This is a genomic window from Vibrio profundum (assembly GCF_050337555.1).
GTDB classification, from domain to species: Bacteria; Pseudomonadota; Gammaproteobacteria; order Enterobacterales; family Vibrionaceae; genus Vibrio; species Vibrio profundum.
Map to the genome: position 1 here is coordinate 207,695 of NZ_JAKJTA010000003.1, position 19,407 is coordinate 227,101.

The window sequence follows — 19,407 nt, forward strand, 5'->3', positions numbered from 1 at the left end:
ACAAGGTATGAAGTTGGTGCACATCATTATTGAAGTGAGTGTCAAAATATGAATGTTAACTTAACCCCAGCTACGGATAGCGCCAAAGCCACTAAAGTGGCTGGTGAGGTCGTCGACAGTTCCAACGAATCCAGTGAGGTTACAGAAGGAGAAGGCTTTCTTGCTAAGCTTGCTTCGCTTATTTTGGGTGATAAAAAGGCGGGTAAGGAATCGGTTGAGAATCATGATGTTAAAACAGAAGCAACGACGAAATCAGGCGAGGTGATTGACGCCTTGTTAGATGGCGAGTCGTCAGACGATGGCACGCCGATTTCGTTGAGTGCGAAAGCGGGATCGGCTACTGATTCAGCGAAAAACCAGAGCGACGTTGCCAGTGACGTGGATGTTGCTGATCTTAAAGCAAAAGTGGGCACGGAGAGGTTTGATACTGCCAAAGTATTTGATGAAGGGGATGAGCTGCTGGCTAAGCTTAACGATGCAACGGAATCATTGCGTGGTAAAAACGGCAATAAATTGCCTGCCGACGAATTAACTAAACTGAAACCCACGGAAAAATCAGCTAAAGAAGGCCTAAAAGAAAGCCTAAAAGAAAGCCTAAAAGAAAGCCTAAAAGAAAGCTCTAAAGGTGCCGCTGAGCCGGTTGTTGAGCAAGGAGCCGTATGGCAGCAATTTGGTGATACTCAACCCGTGAAAAAGGGTGAACAGGCGGTTAAAGAAGGTCCCTCAGCCGACGATATGAAATCAGCTCAGCAAGTGTTGCTATCGGGTGGTAAGGGTCAGCCGCATGTCGGTCAAAACCAAGCAGTCGATACGACTCAATTGACTCAGGCACAAGAAAAACAAAGCCAAAGTACAACTGAGGAACTCACATTTAATCAACAGAGCGTAAGTCCAGCCTTACAGGGTAAAGGTAGCGAGCTGCTCGATGGCCAAGCTAAAGCGGAACACGTGGATGAACTGGCCGCGCTTCCTCAGTGGCAGCAAGGAAAAGCAGGCTTGGTGAAGGGTGAGAAAGCTCCCCAGCTACTTAAAGAGAAAGGTCAGCTAGATCCTCGGCAAATATCAGTGCCAAATATCGACCAACAAGTTGTGGCAAGCAATGGCGTAGGCGTCAAACCACAGAAAGCGAGTGAAACTCAAGCCGCGGTGAGCGCCTCAGTATTGCCGACTAACGTGCCCGTGCCAATGGAAGAACTGGTGCATGGTAAGTCGGCTGCAGTATTGAAACATGGTCATGATCAAGTGGCGCAGTTAACTCCGCAAGTTTTACATCAGTTGGCGACATCTCAGTTACCGGCTGATAGAACGTTAGCGCAGCAATTGTCTGCTGGGCAAGCATTGGATGCATCGCAAACAAATGCACAATCCTTGGCAAGCCAAGTCACGATGCCAATGATGGTCAATATGCCAAATCAGCAAGTGAGTAGCCATGCAGCATTACGTTCGGCGATGGGCGCCAAAATGGTTGCGGGCCTTGCAGCAGATAAACGCGCGAGTGAGCATAAAGATGCGGGACTCGCGGGGCAATTAGCGGGAGCTGCGGGGCAGCAAACAAGTGCTGCGACACAGTCTCTAAGGGCGGAAGCCGCTCAGAGTACCAACACTCCGTTGCATTTGACCCGAGATGCTGCTGGTGATCAGGTTGCTGAAAAAGTGCATATGATGATGTCGAAGAATTTGAAGAACATTGATATTCGCTTAGATCCCCCTGAACTAGGCCGAATGCAAATACGTCTGCACATGAATGGAGATGGTGCCGGAGTGCATTTTACGGTCGCGAACCACCAAGCTCGAGATATGATTGAGCAGTCTATGCCAAGACTCAGGGAGATGTTATCCCAGCAAGGGGTTCAGCTTGGTGATACTTCTGTGCAGCAACAAAGTAGTGGACAGCAGCAAGGCTACGCAGCTCAAGGAGGAGATGGCTCGAATGGAGCCTCAGGCCCATTAGGCGCTGCGGCTGATGATGAAAACCTTGAAGCAGGTGTCAATCTTGATGTGAATGTGAGTTCGGCACGTGATGGAATCAGTTATTACGCTTAAACTATATCCAAGTACCCTGAGGTCACAGGGTATATAAAATTGAAACAATAGAGAAGGTTATGGCGGACGAAGAAAAAGAAGCACCCGAAGAAGGTGGTGGTAAAGGTAGATTAGTAATAGTGATCGTGCTGGTTGTCGTATTGATAGGCGCGGGTGCTGCTGCTTTCTTTCTCTTAGGCTCTGACGAGGAAGCAGCACCTGATCAAGCTCAACAGGAGCAAGCGGCTTTACCAGGGAATCCAGTGGCTTATGTCAATATCCCGCAGCCATTTTTGTTTAACGTGACGGGTGACGACCGAGATCGCTTAGTGCAAATTAAAGTGCAGTTGATGGTTCGTGGTCTCGAAAACGAAGAATTGGCGAGGTATCACTCACCACTGGTTGAAAGTTCCCTGTTAGGGACATTTGCTTCCGCGTCGGTCGAACAGCTTAGAACGGCCACCGGACGGACTGAGCTAAGGGACCGAGCGACAGAAGATATTAAAGCGAGCTTAACCCGCGCAGTGGGTAAGCCTGTGATTGAACGTGTGTTATTTACCGATTTTGTGATCCAGTAGGTGATGAGTGACCGATCTATTAAGCCAAGATGAAATTGATGCACTACTGCATGGTGTAGACGACGTAGAAGACGTCGAAGAAGAAATTGAAGCCTCAGGGGAAGACGCGACCAATTTTGACTTCTCTTCGCAGGACAGAATCGTCCGTGGCCGGATGCCAACCCTTGAGTTGATTAACGAACGTTTTGCCCGTCACTTGCGTATCAGTTTGTTTAACATGTTAAGAAAAACCGCCGAAGTCTCGATTAACGGCGTGCAAATGATGAAGTTTGGTGAATACCAAAATACTCTGTATGTCCCGACCAGTCTTAACATGGTGCGCTTTCGTCCATTGAAAGGGACGGCGCTGATCACGATGGAAGCGAGGCTGGTATTTATCCTAGTGGAGAACTTTTTTGGCGGTGATGGCCGCTTTCATGCCCGAATCGAGGGGCGCGAATTTACGCCGACAGAGCGTCGAATTGTCCAGTTGCTACTCAAAATTGTATTTGAAGATTATAAAGAAGCCTGGTCACCTGTGATGGGTGTTGAGTTTGAATATTTAGACTCAGAAGTGAACCCGAGTATGGCGAACATTGTTAGCCCCACGGAAGTGATTGTGGTCAGTTCATTCCATATTGAAGTGGATGGCGGGGGCGGGGACTTTCACGTTGTTATGCCTTATTCCATGGTGGAGCCTATCCGTGAATTGCTTGATGCGGGTGTCCAATCGGACAAAATGGAAACCGACGTACGTTGGAGCTCCGCATTAAGAGAAGAAATCATGGATGTACCCGTGGATTTTCGGGTGAATTTGTTAGAGCACGATGTTTCCCTGCGTGATCTAATGGAATTAGACGTTGGGGATATTATTCCGGTAACTATGCCAGAACATGCCGTGATGTTTGTGGAAGAATTGCCAACCTATCGAGTCAAGATGGGGCGTTCTGGCGAGTTTATCGCAGTACAGGTGTCTGAGAAAATTAAACGACCAGATGTGGTCAAAACTGATATTGCTTTCTTGGGCAAGGACATTATGTCTGAGTTTGAAGAAGATATGGGCGATGAAGAAGTATAATAAGGTGTTGTGATGGAACCAAGTGATGATCAAAAATTGGCCGACGAATGGGCGGCAGCCTTAGGGGCGGATCCTGATGCGCCAGCCGTGGATGTCGATGATGTATTAGCTGCGCCATTAGATGAGTTAGAGGATACGTCTTCTCCCATTTCAGAGGATGAACGTCGTAAGTTAGATACCATTTTAGATATTCCGGTCACAATTTCGATGGAAGTTGGGCGGTCTCAAATTAGTATTCGTAACTTATTACAGCTCAACCAAGGTTCGGTCGTTGAGTTAGAGCGTGTCGCAGGTGAGTCGTTGGATGTATTAGTTAACGGTACCTTGATTGCGCACGGAGAGGTGGTAGTGGTCAATGATAAATTCGGTATTCGATTAACGGATGTTATCAGCCAAACTGAACGTATTAAGAAGTTAAGGTAGGCGATGAAGCGGTTTATCATTGCGCTAGCGCTGTGGCCAACACTGGCTTATGCGGCCACCGACAAGCAATTAGATTTAGCGACCACCTTTGGGTCGCTTTTACTTGTTATTGCCCTCATTTTATTTTTGGCGTGGCTGCTGAAACGGATGAAGGTGCCAACCCTCACAAACCAAAAGGGATTATGTGTCGTACGTCAACTTCAAGTAGGCCAAAAAGAACGTATTATGATCATTCAAGCGGGGGACGAACAATTGTTAGTCGGCGTTACTTCGCAATCGATTCAGCTCATTTCCAAACTAGATAAGCCACTTACTCAGGAGGAGTTGGAGAGTCGCTCATTTGCCACTCAGTTATCCCAGCTATTCAATAAAAATGATAATACCTAGCCGCGTCGCCAGTCTCGTCATTTTCTTATTCACTTTGTGTTTTTCTCCGCTGACTCTTGCGGCGGGCGAGACGGTGACCACAAGCTCACCCACGCATTCTATTACTCAATCGACAAGTTCTGATATCACTAACGGTGGTTTTGGCGCAGGTATTCCGGCACTGACCATGACAACTAATCCAAATGGTAGTGAAGAATATTCAGTTAACTTACAAATACTGGCGTTGATGACCATGCTCGGGTTCTTGCCCGCGATGGTTATCCTGATGACCTCGTTCACCCGTATTGTGGTGGTGTTGTCGATTTTGCGCCAAGCGATGGGCTTGCAACAAACGCCATCGAACCAAGTGATCATCGGCATCTCTTTATTTCTGACCTTTTTTATTATGTCGCCGGTGTTCCACAAGATTAATCAGCAAGCGCTGCAACCTTATATCGGAGAAAAGATTTCCGCTAAACAAGCTTTTGATCGAGCTGAACAACCAATGAAATCTTTCATGCTCAAGCAAACTAGGGTGAAAGATCTAGAAACCTTTGTCAAAATCTCAGGCTCAGACGCGAAAAACCCTGAAGATGTATCAATGTCAGTATTGATCCCAGCATTCATTACTTCGGAGCTTAAAACGGCGTTTCAGATAGGCTTTATGTTGTTTTTGCCCTTTCTGATTATTGACTTGGTTGTGGCCTCGGTGTTGATGGCCATGGGTATGATGATGCTGTCACCTATGATTGTATCGTTACCGTTTAAGCTAATGCTGTTCGTGTTGGTGGATGGCTGGAACTTAATCTTGTCAACGCTGGCTGGCAGCTTCGTCACGTAAGGGAAACAAGCCCATGACTCCAGAAATGTTTGTCGAGCTGTTTCAGGATGCACTTTGGATGGTGATCATCATGGTGAGCGCGATCATTATTCCCAGCTTGTTAATTGGTTTGATTGTGGCGGTGTTTCAAGCAGCCACTTCTATCAACGAACAAACGCTGAGCTTTTTGCCCCGCTTAATTGTGACTCTGCTTGCCTTGATGTTGTTTGGTCACTGGATGACGCAAATGTTGATGGAGTATTTTTTCTCCATCATTGAGCGTATGCCGCAAGTGTTGTACTAGGTCGATATGGAATATCCCACACACGTCATACTCGATTGGATCGCGAACTATTTCTGGCCGTATACCCGAATCGCGGCGATGTTAATGGTGATGTCAGTCACTGGGGCTCGGTTTGTTTCTACCCGATTGCGCCTGTACTTAGGGTTAGCGATAACCTTCGCCGTGATGCCTGCTATCCCTGCAGTGCCGCAAAACTTGCAATTGGTGTCACCGGAAGGTTTTCTGGTGGTGCTAGAGCAGATCATCATCGGCGTTGCTATGGGCACGGTCACCCAATTTATGATTCAGACCTTTGTTATTCTGGGCCAAATTTTAGGTATGCAATCGAGCTTGGGTTTTGCTTCTATGGTTGACCCTGCAAATGGGCAAAACACGCCGCTACTTGGTCAGTTGTTTATGCTACTGGCCACCATGTTTTTCTTGGCCACCAATGGTCATTTAAAAATGATCCAGCTGGTGGTTATGAGCTTTAAGACTTTGCCTATTGGCACCGGCACACTCAATGCCGTAGATTTTCGTGAGCTGGCGTTATGGCTCGGTATCATGTTTAAGGTGGCCTTGAGTATGTCGCTGTCGGGTATAATTGCCTTGCTGACCATCAATTTGTCATTTGGTGTGATGACTCGTGCTGCGCCGCAGCTGAATATATTCTCGCTGGGCTTCTCCTTCGCTCTGTTGGTCGGGATATTGCTTTGTTGGTATATCGTGGCGGGCTTATACGGGCAATACCAAACGTTTTGGATTCAAGGTGAGCAGCAAGTGTGCCGCTTGATTCGATTAAATTGCTAACTCAATCGGTTTAGGAGACGGCGATGGCTGAATCTGATGGTCAAGAACGTACTGAAGCGGCGACCCCCCGACGGATAGAACAAGCACGCGAGAAAGGGCAGGTCGCTCGTTCAAAAGAGCTGGCTTCAGTTTCTGTATTGGTCGCTGGGGCAGTGGCGTTGATGTGGTTTGGTACCTTACTAGCCAAAGCGCTCTATACAGTGATGACCCGTATGTTCACCTTGAGCCGAGAAGAAGTATTTGATTCACATAAGCTAATTGACATCATCTCTAGCTCCTTGGGCCATTTGATAATGCCTCTCGTCTTCATTTTAATGATGCTATTTGTTGCGGCTCTGATAGGCGCCGCTGGAGTTGGGGGCGTTCGATTCTCTGCCGAGGCCGCTAGGCCTAAGCTTTCAAAGATGAACCCTCTGAGCGGTCTCAAACGTATGTTTGGGGTGCAAAGTTTGGTGGAGCTTATTAAGTCGACCTTAAAAGTGGCACTGGTTGCGGGTATGGCGTTTTATTTGATCACGACAGCCAAAGATGATTTGTTTCAGCTTAGCCTCGACGTTTTCCCAAATAACATTTTTCATGCCTTAGATATCTTGCTCAATTTTGTCCTGCTGATCAGCTGCTCGTTGCTGATTGTGGTTGCTATAGATATCCCTTTTCAGATTTGGCAACACGCTAACCAGTTGAAAATGACCAAGCAAGAAATTAAAGATGAATACAAGGACACCGAAGGTAAGCCTGAAGTGAAAGGCCGCATCCGGATGCTACAAAGGGAAGCGGCTCAAAGGCGCATGATGGCCGACGTGCCACAAGCCGATGTTATCGTGACTAACCCTGAGCACTTTTCGGTGGCATTAAGATATAAGCAAGATATGGATAAAGCGCCGATCGTGATTGCAAAAGGGGTCGATCATATGGCGCTAAAAATTCGAGAAATCGCACGCGAGCACGATATTTATGTGATTCCCGCACCAGCGTTAGCTCGGGCGCTCTACCACACCACGGAGCTAGAGCAGGAAATTCCCGATGGCCTGTTTACCGCCGTGGCACAAATTCTCGCTTATGTATTTCAGCTCAAACAGCATCGACGTCGTGGGGGCTCAAGGCCAATTCTCAAGCAGGACAATATCCCTATTCCACCAGATTATCGGTATTAGTTTTTCTACATTGCATTGAAATTGAGGGTTAGGACATTGTCTTTGACGCCCTTAACGCAGGTGTTTACCATAAGCATATTTTTTCGAGGCTCTCAAGTAATGGATACTTCCGAATATCGACATTTTCCAATTGAAAAAGGTACGAAAGGCGGATTGCTTTTTGGCGTAGTATTTTTTACGTTGGTGGGGCTTCTTGGGCTTTCTTTGTTGTTCTTGCCATCGACTTCTCCTTAAGAGCATTTGAGTAATATCCGGCTTGCTTGTTTTAACTTATTGATGATGCTTGGCATGGCGTATGTGGTTTATCGCTCTCTTAATAAATTGCCCACTTATACTGTCTCTATTGATGATGACGGGATTTGGCAGGGGCATCTTAGCAAAGAGGGCAATATCGTGAGTTGGGATCAAATCTATAGCTCTCGGCATGCCACGGCATTTTTTAAGTGTTTTTACTTGTTAGATGGCGATAGGAAGAAGCTTTTCACGGTTCACTATCAGTTGGAAAACTATGAGATGTTAGTGCAAATTATCCGCTTTAGAGGCGGCGTTGAAGTCGGTGAACAGGCACGTTCACATTAGCTCCGGTCGTTGTGTATGGGGGGCTTAGTGGTTGCGATAGAGTTGGTAGAGCCGAGTGCACGAACGCTCGGCATTATACGAGTAAATGTCTACTTTTCTGGAATTGACAACAAAACCAACAACGCTCCATCGCCACCAAACTCTAACGGCGCTTGGTGAAAAGCCATCACGTCAGGGTGTTGCGCGAGCCACAGTGGGGTTTTCTGCTTTAAGATATGTTTGCCGATGCCGTGTTGCACACAGGCACAATGCACTTCATTTTTCAGGCAATAGGCGATCATCGCCGCCAGCTCTCTTTTGGCTTCTTTTTGCGTCATGCCATGCATGTCTAGAAATACATCCGGTACATACACGCCGCGGCGTAGCCGTTTCACTTCATATTGAGATACACCATCTCGGGCGTAGCGGGTTGGTCCTTCTTCATTGAGTCTAGGGACAAATTCATCGGAAAAGTAAAATTCGTTGTCGTTGGCGTCTCTGGCCGTTTTGATCAACTGTTTTTGCTTAACGTTTTTTGTTGCTTGCTGGAGTATGGTATCCTGTGGCAACTTTTTTACGCCCTTTACTGCGTCTTTAAATAAGGCGAAATCGTCGTCGTGTTCGTTATCGTTTTTGCTCATTGCGATATAGTAAAAATTGATCGAGTTAGCAGTATTGTAGCGCTTTTGGGAGACAATTTTGGATAAGATTTTTGTAGAAGAAGCGGTATCTGAGCTGCACACGCTTCAAGACATGGTGCGTTGGACGGTAAGTCGTTTTAATGCGGCCAATTTATTTTATGGCCACGGCACAGATAACGCTTGGGATGAAGCGGTTCAATTGATTCTGCCAACCTTATATTTGCCGATAGATGTACCTACGCATGTTATGAACTCGCGCCTAACTAGCGGCGAGCGTCTACGAATCGTCGAGCGTGTTATTAAACGCATTAATGACCGCACCCCAACGGCCTACCTAACCAACAAAGCTTGGTTTTGTGGTTTAGAGTTTTTTGTTGATGAGCGCGTATTGGTGCCTCGCTCGCCGATCGGTGAGTTGATTGAAGCTCAGTTCCAGCCCTGGTTGGTTGAAGAGCCAACTCGCATTATGGATTTGTGTACGGGCAGCGGTTGTATTGCGATTGCTTGCGCGCACGCTTTTGAAGATGCGGAAGTGGATGCCATTGATATTTCTACCGACGCACTGCAAGTTGCTGAGCAGAATGTGCAAGATTACGGCATGGAGCAGCAGGTATTCCCAATTCGCTCTGATTTGTTCCGCGATCTTCCAAAAGAAAGCTACGATCTGATTGTGTCGAACCCGCCATATGTCGACCAAGAAGACATGAGCTGCTTGCCAGATGAGTTCACTCATGAGCCAGAACTTGGCCTAGCAGCAGGTAGCGACGGTTTAAAATTGGTGCGCCGCATTTTAGCCAACGCCCCGGATTACCTGACAGATCAAGGTATTCTTATCTGTGAAGTGGGTAACTCCATGATCCACATGATGGAGCAGTACCCAGATATTCCATTCACTTGGATTGAGTTTGAAAACGGTGGCCATGGCGTGTTTATGCTAACTAAGTCTCAATTAGTTGAGCATGGCGCAGAGTTCGCACTCTATAAAGATTGAGAATAAAACTTAACTCAAACTGTCAACACCAAGCCTAACCGCTTGGTGTTTTTTTTTGGTTGCGATAGCGTCAATAAGACTTTACAACGCTGGGTATTAACGCGACTATGAAGGTACGAAGAATTGCGTAGTTGTGATTTCTGATCGTCGCGCTGACACGATCAGACACAACATATAGAGGAAACAATGGCAGGAAACAGTATCGGACAGCACTTCACAGTGACCACGTTTGGGGAGAGCCATGGAATTGCACTGGGATGCATTATTGATGGTTGTCCTCCTGGACTTGAGCTTACCGAAGCGGATCTGCAAAAAGACTTAGATCGCCGCCGTCCAGGCACTTCGCGCTATACCACCCAACGCCGCGAACCTGATGAAGTCAAAATTCTGTCAGGTGTGTTTGAAGGTGTCACCACTGGAACCTCGATTGGTCTTTTGATTGAAAATACCGACCAGCGTTCGAAAGATTACTCTGAGATCAAAGATAAGTTTCGTCCCGGACACGCTGATTATACTTACCACCAAAAATATGGTGTGAGAGATTATCGTGGAGGTGGCCGTTCGTCTGCTCGTGAAACGGCGATGCGCGTTGCAGCTGGTGCCGTTGCCAAGAAATATTTACAGCAAGAGTTTGGCGTGGAAATTCGAGCATACCTCTCGCAAATGGGCGAGGTATCTATCGATAAGGTTGATTGGCAAGAAATCGAAAATAACCCGTTCTTTTGCCCGGATGTCGATAAGGTCGAGCAATTTGATCAACTGATTCGAGATCTAAAAAAGCAAGGTGACTCGATCGGCGCTAAATTGCAGGTGGTTGCCACCAAGGTGCCTGTTGGTTTAGGTGAACCTGTATTTGATCGATTAGATGCCGATATCGCTCATGCGTTGATGAGCATCAATGCGGTGAAAGGCGTTGAAATAGGAGATGGTTTTGATGTTGTTGGCCAAAAGGGCAGCCAGCATCGTGACCCTCTAACGCCAGAAGGATTTGCCAGCAACCACGCAGGTGGCATTTTAGGTGGCATTTCAACGGGGCAAGACATTGTCGCGAGTATTGCGCTTAAGCCGACTTCAAGTATTACTGTACCCGGTGACACTATCACCAAAGAAGGTGAAGCGACTCAGTTAGTAACGAAAGGTCGCCACGATCCATGTGTGGGTATTCGCGCGGTGCCAATTGCAGAAGCCATGCTTGCGATTGTGCTGCTTGATCACCTGCTGCGTCATCGTGGTCAGAACCATGCAGTGCAAACGGATACACCGAAAATCTAATTAATGGTGTACTGATAAGATAAAAATAACGCCCTCGATTTGAGGGCGTTATTTTTGGAAGAGATATTTTTCTACAAGTATTCTCTAATGGGGGAATACAATTGGCTTAGTGAATTGAGCCTTCACTCTCCTCTACATGGAAAGAAGGTAAGCGCCACTGATATTTCACAGCCGACATGCGCAATACGTAGCCTGTCACTATGGTGATCATGCTAGCGGCAAAGTCTGCCACGCCAAAGTGAAGTAGTAACATATAGAGACCAGAAGAGAGAAACGCAACAGAGGCGTATAGCTCTTCATGTAAAACGAGTGGTGTTTGACGGCAGATCAAGTCACGCAACAAACCGCCAAATATTCCTGTCACTACAGCAGATACCATACAAATCAAAATGGTGTGATGAGTCGTCATTGCGACTTTAGTCCCGATAATGCTAAAAACAATCAGCCCAATCGCATCGAGGCGGATAAATAAGCCTTTTAGTTTGATAACCCACTTGGCTAATCCTGTCGTTACAATACCTGCAATGGAAGTAATGACTAAATATTCTGGATGCTGTACCCAAGACACTGGAAAGTGGCCGAGTAAAATATCACGTGCTGTGCCACCACCAATCGCAGTCGCGCTTGCCACAAGCATAACCCCAAACCAATCCATTTTCTTTTGACCCGCATTTAGCGCGCCTGTCATTGCTTCGGCTGTAATGCCTATGATGTACAAAATACTTAGCAGCATAGTGAAAAACTCAAGTAACCACCGATACGGTGAATTAGTAAAAAAGTGAGGCGTGAGTGTAGTCGCAAAATGAGGTGATGGCGAATGAGATTTTATATAGAAAAAGTGCTTTTTGGATTATAAAAACTAATCCAAGTTGCATGATTTTGATAGATTGCAGTTTACCTGAATCGTGAAAAAATGGACAATACAGCCTGATACTCACTTTTAATGCTAGTTATGACTCATCAGTACCAAGATCTGATTACGATTTTCAACCAGACTTTTTATAAAAAATACAACACTAAGCTAGAGCTCGGTGGCGATGAGCCTATTTATCTTCCTGTTGATGGATCAACGCTTTATCATCGGATTGTTTTTGCGCGCGGTTTTTATGCCTCGGCGCTACATGAGATCTCACACTGGTGTGTTGCGGGGCCTAAAAGGCGGTTGCTGGAAGATTTTGGTTATTGGTATGAACCAGATGGACGTGATGAGTTGACCCAGCAGAAGTTTGAGCAGGTTGAAGTTCGCCCGCAATCTTATGAATGGATTTTATCTCGTAGTGCCGGCTTTTCCTTTAATGTTAGTTGCGATAATTTGCATGGCTCTTTTGAGCCCGATCGTTTTACATTTCAGCGTAGAGTGCAAAACGAAGTATTGACCATCTTGGAAGTCGGTTTGCCCGAGCGAGTATTGAGATTATCGGAAGCACTGAGGCAGTTTTACTCGGTGCCAACATTACGCCCAGAACATTTTGCGTTACCTGAAGACGTCGCGTTAGAAGTGGCGTTAAATTAGACGATTTTTGAATTTAAGAAAGAAGAGATATTATGATTGTTGAATTTGAAGAAAAACTACTGAACTTGATCGATGTCCGTATCGATAATGCCTCTGATGATGAATTATTTGCTGGTGGCTACTTGCGTGGCCATATTTCGTTATCTGCGGCATCATGTGAAGAAGACGGGGTTAATGAAGTCGGTGAGCTTAAAGTACGTATTGGTCAAAGTTTGAAAAATGCTCGTAGTGAATTGTCGCCTTCCGATCAAGTGATAGTGCACGATCTTTGGTTAGAGCTTACCAATCAGATGTAAGCTACGTATACAGACAGATGTAAGTTACGTATACAGGTCTAGCAGCGCTGAGCATTAAAGTTGTTCGAAATTTTTGAACAACTCAATGCATGGACTACGATTGTCGCTTTCTCTCAGTTTGTTATTCTGTTATTCAACAACTGGAACGCAGGAATAACCTTATGAAAATTATCGCTTTTGGTGCTAGTACTAGCACAACTTCAATTAACCAACGTTTAGCAACATACACCGCTAATCTAGTTGAAGGCGCTGACGTGCAGGTATTGGATCTGAACGATTATGATGTACCGTTATTCTCTGAAGACGTTGAAAAGCAGATCGGCCAAGCCGAGGGTGCAAAACGTTTTTTAGCTGATGTAGCCAGCGCAGATGCTTTGGTTATTTCTTACGCTGAGCATAATGGTTATTATCCTGCCGCTTACAAAAACTTATTTGATTGGGCGACACGTATAGATCGTGACGTATTTAAAAAGATTCCAGCGGTCTATTTAGCGAGTTCACCGGGAGCGGGTGGTGCGCAGTCGGTACTTGCCGCAGCGACCAACTCAGCTGGGCATTTTGGCGGTAACGTTAAAGCGTCGATTTCAGTGCCGAGTTTTTACGACAACTTCGATGTAGAAGCGGGTGTTGTTACCAATCAAGACATTAAAGCCCAGCTTGAGCACGCAGTGCATTTGTTAGCCTAGTTTCGGTTTTAAAAGCCATGTTTGTGGGATTAGCCTACAAACATGGCTTTTTATTTCACCTCAGTTACCTAACCTACTTACCAGCAAACTGTCGGTCTCTAACGGCTTATCTCCTGTACGTCTATTCGTCGCCTGTTGTCTATTTATCTTCTACTACGACTTAGGCTCGTTCGACGGCTGTGAACTTATTGGCCTACCTTTCAATAGTTTACGAACCCACATCTTGCTTGGATGAATACTGCTTAGTAAATCGGCGGGTAGTGGCATAGGATCACCGCATAGCTGTGACGCCAATACTTCGGCCATGAGCGGCGCAGAACTTAGCCCTCTAGAACCAAGGCCCACGAAGCAATATAGACTTGAATATTGTGGCAACGGTGGGATTTCTTCCGCAGGCTTATTACGCAAATCTTTGTAGCGGGTCAAAATCTGATCGACTTTGCCAACTTGACCAACGAAGGGCAGGTGATCACGGCTCACGCAGCGGATCCCTTGCCTTGATTGATTGGCCGACACATCGACTTCTGATGGCCAGCTTTGCTCAGGTAAGCAAGCCTTAAGCTTGTGGGCGTTGTCAGCATGGGCGTTAGCATCAAAATGATTATCGAGATTCACTTTGTCGTAGCTAGCGCCAATGCAATGGTATTGGTTTTTAGGATTCTGCGGGGTTAGGTATCCGTCGTAGCACAGCACGGTCTTGAGCTGCTGTAACGCTCCGCTAGTCGGAACATGACTGACTTGCCCTTTTACCTTGCCAAGAGGCAGAGCCTTGGTTTGTTCAAAAGTATCGAATTGATGACCATTGGCGATGACAACTACTTGATGAGAGAAAGTTTGATGAGAGGAAGTTTGCTCGGCGCTGGACAGCTGCCATTGCTGGCGTTGCTCATCATAATTCAGCTCGGTAATTGGCGTATTGAAGTGGGTCGTCATTAGTCCTTGCTGCTCAAGTTCCTTGATGAGGTTGGCAGTGAGCTGAGAGGGGCATAGCCAGCCGCCTAGAGAGTAATGAACGCTTTCTTTATCTACGGGTAAGCCAATAGTGTCATTAGTTTGTTGGCGATCGTGTTTGGTGAGTAGTTCCTTAGGTAGGCCACTTTGCAGTATTTTTTCTAGCTTGATGGTGGATTTGTCATCCCACATCAGCTGAGTTACACCACACCAATCATGATCGAATTCTATCGTATCGGCGCATTGCTCGAATAACTGACGCGCGAACAGCATACCGGGCGAAAAAACACGTGACACGCCGCTGTGGTCACGATTGATTAGTGGATAGACGGCTCCTTGCTTATTACCAGAGGCGCCTGTTGCGGGTTTATCGTCTGCGCAATAAAGTGTGGTTTTGATGCCGCGCCTTGCCAATACTTTGGCTAATGTAGCACTAGCAATGCCGCCACCAATGATAGCCACATCTTCAAGCTCTTCAACGGCTTGGCGTGCAAAGCATGTTGCAATGTTAGAGTAACCTTTAGGCTCTTGCATTACTCCGGCTAGCATTTCACGTTTGGTGCCAAACCCTTTCACTTTCTTCATATTAAAGCCTGCCTCAACTAGCCCACGCCGAACAAACCCAGCAGCGGTAAATGTGGCGCAGGAGCAATCTTTTTTAGATAAGTTCGCCATGTTGTTGAACAAGGTTTGATTCCACATTTCTGGGTTTTTGCTAGGTGCAAAGCCATCTAAAAACCATGCGTCGACTAAGCCCGATTGGGTGCTTGGCACCGTGGGCATACAGTCTTTGATATCGCCAAACCAAAGGTCCAGTGTTATTGCGCCATCAGCCAAGACAATTCGGTGGCATTCGGGTACCGGGATAGGGTAGTGCTTCGCAAGTTGATCAGCATAGTCTTTTAGTTCCGGCCACTTAGAGTGAGTGTGGCGTAAATCCTCTTTGGTTAAAGGGAATTTTTCGAAACTAATAAAGTGCAGTTCTTGCAATACGGCAGTAGGATTGTTCTGCCTAAATTGGTCGAACTCTTGCCAAGCTGCGAGAAAATTCAGTCCGGTGCCAAAGCCCGTTTCTGCAATCACAAAACGGCGGTGGTTGAATTGATGCCAACGCTCCGGTAATTGGTTCTGATGCAAGAACACGTAGCGGGATTCGGCGAAACCGTCGACATTAGAAAAATATACGTCGTCAAACTGATCGGAGACAGGGGTGCCGGAATCATTCCAGTCTAACTTGGCGTTGGTTATAGTAGTCATATTGAATTGAATTTTGTAAATTGGCTCGATATATAGCATGATTGTACGAATTATTAGGAAAGCTGACCACTTCTGTTGGCCTTCTTGGTTATCATCAAGCAGATTTTAGAATTATAGGATTGTCACATGAAACGTGTCGTAATCACCGGTATGGGTATTGTTTCGAGTATCGGTAACAACGTCGAAGAGGTGCTAGCATCTCTTAAAGCAGGTAAATCAGGTATTAACGCCTCTGAGCAGTTCAAAGAGAAAGGTCTGCGCTCACAAGTCTGGGGTAACCTTAAGATGAACCCTGCCGACCATATCGATCGCAAGAAAATGCGCTTCATGGGTGATGCGGCAGCCTACGCTTACCTTTCTATGGAACAAGCGATCGCTGATGCTGGTCTGACTGACGATCAAGTTTCCAACGATCGTGCAGGTATTGTGGCTGGCTCTGGTGGTGCTTCGTCTCTAAACCAAGTCAACGCGGTAGATATTCTGCGTGAGAAAGGCGTGAAGCGTGTTGGTCCGTATATGGTGCCACGTACCATGGCCTCAACAGTGTCAGCGTGTCTCGCGACACCATTTAAGATCCGTGGCGTGAACTACTCAATGAGTTCAGCGTGTGCAACTTCTGCACACTGTATTGGCCACGCAATGGAATTGATCCAGCTGGGCAAACAAGATGTAGTGTTCGCAGGTGGCGGTGAAGAGCTAGATTGGTCATTGACTATGATGTTCGACGCGATGGGTGCACTTTCAACAAAATACAACGATGATCCAAGCCAAGCTTCTCGTACTTACGATGCAGACCGTGACGGTTTTGTTATTTCTGGCGGTGGCGGTATGGTTGTCGTGGAAGAACTAGAGCACGCGCTAGCGCGTGGCGCGAAAATCTACGGTGAGATTGTTGGCTACGGTGCCACTTCTGACGGTTACGACATGGTTGCTCCTTCTGGTGAAGGCGCGGTTCGTTGTATGAAGATGGCGATGCAAAACGTTGACGGTGTTGACTACGTGAACACTCACGGTACTTCGACTCCTGTTGGCGACGTGAAAGAGTTAGGTGCTATCCAAGAGCTATTTGGTGACAACAGCCCTGCAATTTCTGCGACTAAAGCGATGACTGGTCACGCACTCGGCGCAGCTGGTGTACACGAAGCTATCTATTCAGCGCTTATGCTAGATAACAACTTCATCGCGCCAAGCATTAATATTGCTAACTTAGATGAAGCTGCTGATGGCCTAGATATCGTGACAGAAATGCGTGAGCAAGAGCTAAACACAGTTATGTCAAACAGCTTTGGTTTTGGCGGTACTAACGCCACGCTAGTTCTGAAAAAGTATCAGGGTTAATCCCGCTTTCGGCGGTTCGTATTTTGTAAACACCGCCCGATAAGATACTCCAATGCCCGACTTCGCTTGAAATCGGGCATTTTTGCCTTCATCTGTAATGAAAAATGAGTCGGGAGGCGAGTTATACTCGACACTGCCGCTGGTTTTTAGCAATATTGCATCTCTAATGACTACTGAGCACTAACATGAAGATTCTTATCGACGAAAATATGCCCTACGCAGAGCAGTTATTCAGTCAATTAGGTGAAGTGATATTGAAACCGGGGCGTTCACTAACGAGTGACGACTTGGTTGATATCGACGCCTTGATGATTCGTTCTGTCACTAAAGTGAATAGTGCCCTTTTGGCAAAAGCGAATAAACTTAAGTTTGTTGGTACCGCGACGGCAGGGATGGATCATGTTGACCAACAATTGCTACGTGAGAAAGGAATTTATTTCACGGCGGCACCTGGCTGCAACAAAGTCGGTGTGGCTGAGTATGTGCTGAGCGTCTTGATGGTGTTATCGCAACAGCATGGTTTTTCAATTTTTGATAAAACGGTGGGGATCGTTGGTGCGGGCCAAGTCGGTAGCTATTTACATAAATGCTTAACTGGGTTGGGTATTAAAGTCTTATTGAATGATCCGCTGAAGCAACAGCAAGGTGATGAACGATGCTTCACCGATTTAGATCAGTTGCTTGAGCAAGCGGACGTAGTGACGCTGCATACGCCAATAACCAAAGGTGGAGACTATCCGACCTATCATTTGATTGATGAACAACGACTTGCCCATTTACGGGGCGACCAAATTCTTATCAACGCCGCACGAGGGCCGATAGTGGATAACCTTGCGCTTAAAAACCGCTTGCTGAAGCAAGATGGTTTTATTGCAGCGTTAGATGTGTTCGAACATGAACCTCAAGTTGATATGGATCTGCTGCCATTGCTGTCTTTTGCTACTCCTCATGTTGCAGGATATGGCTTGGAAGGTAAGGCGCGTGGCACAACCATGATTTTCAACTACTTTTGTGAGTTTATCGGGCAAGAAACAAGGATTAGCGCGACGGATTTATTGCCAGTCGCGCCAATCCCGAAAATGCATTTAGCACAAGCTTGGGATGAATCTGCGTTGCGCAATTTAACCCAAGTTATTTATGATGTGCGCAAAGATGACGCATTATTCCGCCGAGAGATAGCGAAACCCGGTGCTTTTGACCAAATGCGTAAGGCATATTGGGATCGCCGAGAGTTTGGCGCGGTTACTATCAGCGGAACAGAAAGCTGCAATCTACAGCCACTACAACAACTGGGTTTCCAAATAGAGGTATTACAATGAGCCAGCAATTTAACATCGCCATTTTGGGTGCTACAGGCGCAGTAGGCGAAACAATTTTAGACGTGCTGAAAGATCGTGAGTTCCCAGTAGGTGATCTATACCTATTAGCCAGTGAGCGAAGTGAAGGCAAATCTTACCGCTTTAATGGTAAAACTATTGGTGTTCAGAACGTTGAGGATTTTGATTGGTCTCAAGTCCATATCGCTCTGTTCTCAGCTGGAGGTTCTCTATCTGAAAAGTGGGCACCGATTGCGGCTGATGAGGGCGTGGTTGTGATCGATAATACTTCTCAGTTTAGGTATGACTACGATATTCCATTAGTGGTACCAGAAGTAAACCCTGAAGCGATTGCTGAGTTTCGTAACCGCAACATCATCGCCAACCCAAACTGCTCAACTATTCAGATGCTAGTAGCACTAAAGCCGATCCATGATGCGGTAGGGATTGAGCGTATTAATGTGTCGACTTATCAGTCAGTTTCAGGTGCAGGTAAATCTGGTATTGATGAGCTTGCTGGTCAAACAGCGAAGTTATTGAATGGTACGCCAGCTGAGCCAGAAGCATTTCCTCAGCAAATTGCGTTTAACTGTGTGCCTCAAATCGACCAGTTTATGGATAATGGTTACACCAAAGAAGAAATGAAAATGGTGTGGGAAACGCAAAAAATCTTCAACGATTCGTCGATCATGGTAAATCCGACATGTGTTCGCGTACCGGTTTTTTATGGGCATGCTGAAGCCATTCACCTAGAAACGCGCGCGCCAATTGATGCAGAAGAAGTCACCCAGCTATTAGAAAATACTCAAGGTATTGAGGTGTTTCATGGGCAGGATTTCCCAACTCAAGTCCGTGACGCGGGCGGTAAAGACGACGTGCTTGTCGGGCGTATCCGTAACGACATCAGCCATCACAGTGGTGTGAACCTATGGGTTGTCGCGGATAACGTGCGTAAAGGGGCAGCAACCAACGCAGTACAAATTGCAGAAGTCTTAGTTAGAGACTATTTTTAATAATTAACTTGCTAAATTCCGCAATCTAAGCCTCGCAACTCCTCGCGGGGCTTTTTTGTAAA

General features: G+C 46.4%; 21 protein-coding genes and 1 pseudogene. 19 read left to right on the forward strand and 3 right to left on the reverse strand.

Annotated features, from left to right (window positions below):
• Positions 1–48 precede the first annotated feature (48 nt).
• The 11 genes and pseudogenes from L4C34_RS01000 (at position 49) to L4C34_RS01050 (ending at position 8,092) form a co-directional block, all read left to right on the forward strand.
• Positions 49–2,043 (forward strand): flagellar hook-length control protein FliK, encoded by a 1,995-nt coding sequence (locus tag L4C34_RS01000; RefSeq protein WP_428787475.1) that lies wholly within the window; start codon positions 49–51, stop codon positions 2,041–2,043.
• A gap of 59 nt (positions 2,044–2,102) precedes the next feature.
• Positions 2,103–2,600, forward strand: a complete 498-nt coding sequence (fliL, locus tag L4C34_RS01005; protein ID WP_428787476.1) for a flagellar basal body-associated protein FliL — start codon at positions 2,103–2,105, stop codon at positions 2,598–2,600.
• A 7-nt stretch (positions 2,601–2,607) separates the two neighbouring features.
• Positions 2,608–3,657: a flagellar motor switch protein FliM gene (fliM, locus tag L4C34_RS01010; protein ID WP_428787477.1), complete on the forward strand. Its 1,050-nt coding sequence runs from the start codon at positions 2,608–2,610 to the stop codon at positions 3,655–3,657.
• A gap of 12 nt (positions 3,658–3,669) precedes the next feature.
• Entirely contained in the window at positions 3,670–4,080 is a 411-nt protein-coding gene (gene fliN / locus L4C34_RS01015) for a flagellar motor switch protein FliN (protein WP_428787478.1), read from the forward strand.
• A gap of 3 nt (positions 4,081–4,083) precedes the next feature.
• Positions 4,084–4,467, forward strand: coding sequence for a flagellar biosynthetic protein FliO (gene fliO, locus L4C34_RS01020; protein WP_428787479.1), 384 nt, complete (start codon positions 4,084–4,086; stop codon positions 4,465–4,467).
• Positions 4,468–4,531: 64 nt separating this feature from the next.
• Positions 4,532–5,287 (forward strand): annotated as a pseudogene (gene fliP, locus L4C34_RS01025) (flagellar type III secretion system pore protein FliP); the annotation flags it as partial.
• A gap of 13 nt (positions 5,288–5,300) precedes the next feature.
• Positions 5,301–5,570 (forward strand): flagellar biosynthesis protein FliQ, encoded by a 270-nt coding sequence (gene fliQ, locus L4C34_RS01030; RefSeq protein WP_428787480.1) that lies wholly within the window; start codon positions 5,301–5,303, stop codon positions 5,568–5,570.
• Positions 5,571–5,576: 6 nt separating this feature from the next.
• Positions 5,577–6,359: a flagellar biosynthetic protein FliR gene (gene fliR / locus L4C34_RS01035; protein ID WP_428787481.1), complete on the forward strand. Its 783-nt coding sequence runs from the start codon at positions 5,577–5,579 to the stop codon at positions 6,357–6,359.
• 23 nt (positions 6,360–6,382) lie between these two features.
• On the forward strand, positions 6,383–7,513 hold the full coding sequence (gene flhB / locus L4C34_RS01040; protein ID WP_428787482.1) for a flagellar biosynthesis protein FlhB: 1,131 nt from the start codon (positions 6,383–6,385) through the stop codon (positions 7,511–7,513).
• 99 nt (positions 7,514–7,612) lie between these two features.
• Positions 7,613–7,747 carry a hypothetical protein gene (locus L4C34_RS01045; protein WP_428787483.1) on the forward strand — a complete coding sequence of 45 codons (135 nt, stop codon included), beginning with the start codon at positions 7,613–7,615 and terminating at the stop codon, positions 7,745–7,747.
• Positions 7,748–7,753: 6 nt separating this feature from the next.
• The gene (locus tag L4C34_RS01050; protein WP_428787484.1) at positions 7,754–8,092 is read left to right on the forward strand and encodes a hypothetical protein; all 339 of its coding nucleotides are present in this window, start codon (positions 7,754–7,756) and stop codon (positions 8,090–8,092) included.
• Positions 8,093–8,181: 89 nt separating this feature from the next.
• Here the strand turns inward: L4C34_RS01050 and smrB are convergent, their stop codons facing one another.
• Positions 8,182–8,712: an endonuclease SmrB gene (gene smrB, locus L4C34_RS01055; protein WP_428787485.1), complete on the reverse strand. Its 531-nt coding sequence runs from the start codon at positions 8,710–8,712 to the stop codon at positions 8,182–8,184.
• A gap of 58 nt (positions 8,713–8,770) precedes the next feature.
• On the opposite strand from smrB, the gene prmB reads away from it, so the two are divergent.
• Both prmB and aroC read left to right on the forward strand, forming a co-directional pair.
• The gene (prmB, locus tag L4C34_RS01060; RefSeq protein WP_428787486.1) at positions 8,771–9,703 is read left to right on the forward strand and encodes a 50S ribosomal protein L3 N(5)-glutamine methyltransferase; all 933 of its coding nucleotides are present in this window, start codon (positions 8,771–8,773) and stop codon (positions 9,701–9,703) included.
• A 186-nt stretch (positions 9,704–9,889) separates the two neighbouring features.
• Complete coding sequence (aroC, locus tag L4C34_RS01065; protein ID WP_428787487.1) at positions 9,890–10,975, forward strand: chorismate synthase; 1,086 nt, start codon at positions 9,890–9,892, stop codon at positions 10,973–10,975.
• Between the two features lie 106 nt (positions 10,976–11,081).
• Here the strand turns inward: aroC and L4C34_RS01070 are convergent, their stop codons facing one another.
• Complete coding sequence (locus L4C34_RS01070; RefSeq protein WP_428787488.1) at positions 11,082–11,708, reverse strand: trimeric intracellular cation channel family protein; 627 nt, start codon at positions 11,706–11,708, stop codon at positions 11,082–11,084.
• Between the two features lie 219 nt (positions 11,709–11,927).
• Here L4C34_RS01070 and L4C34_RS01075 point away from each other — a divergent pair, with 219 nt between their 5' ends.
• From L4C34_RS01075 to L4C34_RS01085, 3 genes are all read left to right on the forward strand, one after another.
• Positions 11,928–12,488: an elongation factor P hydroxylase gene (locus tag L4C34_RS01075; protein ID WP_428787489.1), complete on the forward strand. Its 561-nt coding sequence runs from the start codon at positions 11,928–11,930 to the stop codon at positions 12,486–12,488.
• A gap of 32 nt (positions 12,489–12,520) precedes the next feature.
• The gene (locus tag L4C34_RS01080; RefSeq protein WP_428787490.1) at positions 12,521–12,784 is read left to right on the forward strand and encodes a YfcL family protein; all 264 of its coding nucleotides are present in this window, start codon (positions 12,521–12,523) and stop codon (positions 12,782–12,784) included.
• A 161-nt stretch (positions 12,785–12,945) separates the two neighbouring features.
• Complete coding sequence (locus tag L4C34_RS01085) at positions 12,946–13,470, forward strand: NADPH-dependent FMN reductase (RefSeq protein WP_428787491.1); 525 nt, start codon at positions 12,946–12,948, stop codon at positions 13,468–13,470.
• A 153-nt stretch (positions 13,471–13,623) separates the two neighbouring features.
• On the opposite strand, the gene mnmC is transcribed toward L4C34_RS01085, so the two are convergent.
• Positions 13,624–15,678: a bifunctional tRNA (5-methylaminomethyl-2-thiouridine)(34)-methyltransferase MnmC2/FAD-dependent 5-carboxymethylaminomethyl-2-thiouridine(34) oxidoreductase MnmC1 gene (gene mnmC / locus L4C34_RS01090; RefSeq protein ID WP_428787492.1), complete on the reverse strand. Its 2,055-nt coding sequence runs from the start codon at positions 15,676–15,678 to the stop codon at positions 13,624–13,626.
• A gap of 126 nt (positions 15,679–15,804) precedes the next feature.
• Between mnmC and fabB the strand changes: the two genes are divergently transcribed.
• From fabB to L4C34_RS01105, 3 genes are all read left to right on the forward strand, one after another.
• The gene (gene fabB / locus L4C34_RS01095; protein ID WP_428787493.1) at positions 15,805–17,016 is read left to right on the forward strand and encodes a beta-ketoacyl-ACP synthase I; all 1,212 of its coding nucleotides are present in this window, start codon (positions 15,805–15,807) and stop codon (positions 17,014–17,016) included.
• A gap of 185 nt (positions 17,017–17,201) precedes the next feature.
• Complete coding sequence (locus L4C34_RS01100; RefSeq protein ID WP_428787494.1) at positions 17,202–18,335, forward strand: 4-phosphoerythronate dehydrogenase; 1,134 nt, start codon at positions 17,202–17,204, stop codon at positions 18,333–18,335.
• On the forward strand, positions 18,332–19,345 hold the full coding sequence (locus L4C34_RS01105) for an aspartate-semialdehyde dehydrogenase (protein WP_428787495.1): 1,014 nt from the start codon (positions 18,332–18,334) through the stop codon (positions 19,343–19,345). Before L4C34_RS01100 ends, L4C34_RS01105 begins: the two co-directional genes overlap by 4 nt.
• The last annotated feature ends 62 nt before the right edge of the window (positions 19,346–19,407 follow it).

Coding starts and splice junctions, on each gene's coding strand:
- L4C34_RS01000 (WP_428787475.1), top strand. CDS start 49: ATGAATGTTAACTTAACCCCAGCTACGGATAGCGCCAAAGCCACTAAA.
- fliL (WP_428787476.1), top strand. CDS start 2,103: ATGGCGGACGAAGAAAAAGAAGCACCCGAAGAAGGTGGTGGTAAAGGT.
- fliN (WP_428787478.1), top strand. CDS start 3,670: ATGGAACCAAGTGATGATCAAAAATTGGCCGACGAATGGGCGGCAGCC.
- fliO (WP_428787479.1), top strand. CDS start 4,084: ATGAAGCGGTTTATCATTGCGCTAGCGCTGTGGCCAACACTGGCTTAT.
- fliQ (WP_428787480.1), top strand. CDS start 5,301: ATGACTCCAGAAATGTTTGTCGAGCTGTTTCAGGATGCACTTTGGATG.
- fliR (WP_428787481.1), top strand. CDS start 5,577: ATGGAATATCCCACACACGTCATACTCGATTGGATCGCGAACTATTTC.
- flhB (WP_428787482.1), top strand. CDS start 6,383: ATGGCTGAATCTGATGGTCAAGAACGTACTGAAGCGGCGACCCCCCGA.
- L4C34_RS01045 (WP_428787483.1), top strand. CDS start 7,613: ATGGATACTTCCGAATATCGACATTTTCCAATTGAAAAAGGTACGAAA.
- smrB (WP_428787485.1), bottom strand. CDS start 8,712: ATGAGCAAAAACGATAACGAACACGACGACGATTTCGCCTTATTTAAA.
- aroC (WP_428787487.1), top strand. CDS start 9,890: ATGGCAGGAAACAGTATCGGACAGCACTTCACAGTGACCACGTTTGGG.
- L4C34_RS01070 (WP_428787488.1), bottom strand. CDS start 11,708: ATGCTGCTAAGTATTTTGTACATCATAGGCATTACAGCCGAAGCAATG.
- L4C34_RS01075 (WP_428787489.1), top strand. CDS start 11,928: ATGACTCATCAGTACCAAGATCTGATTACGATTTTCAACCAGACTTTT.
- L4C34_RS01080 (WP_428787490.1), top strand. CDS start 12,521: ATGATTGTTGAATTTGAAGAAAAACTACTGAACTTGATCGATGTCCGT.
- L4C34_RS01085 (WP_428787491.1), top strand. CDS start 12,946: ATGAAAATTATCGCTTTTGGTGCTAGTACTAGCACAACTTCAATTAAC.
- mnmC (WP_428787492.1), bottom strand. CDS start 15,678: ATGACTACTATAACCAACGCCAAGTTAGACTGGAATGATTCCGGCACC.
- fabB (WP_428787493.1), top strand. CDS start 15,805: ATGAAACGTGTCGTAATCACCGGTATGGGTATTGTTTCGAGTATCGGT.
- L4C34_RS01100 (WP_428787494.1), top strand. CDS start 17,202: ATGAAGATTCTTATCGACGAAAATATGCCCTACGCAGAGCAGTTATTC.
- L4C34_RS01105 (WP_428787495.1), top strand. CDS start 18,332: ATGAGCCAGCAATTTAACATCGCCATTTTGGGTGCTACAGGCGCAGTA.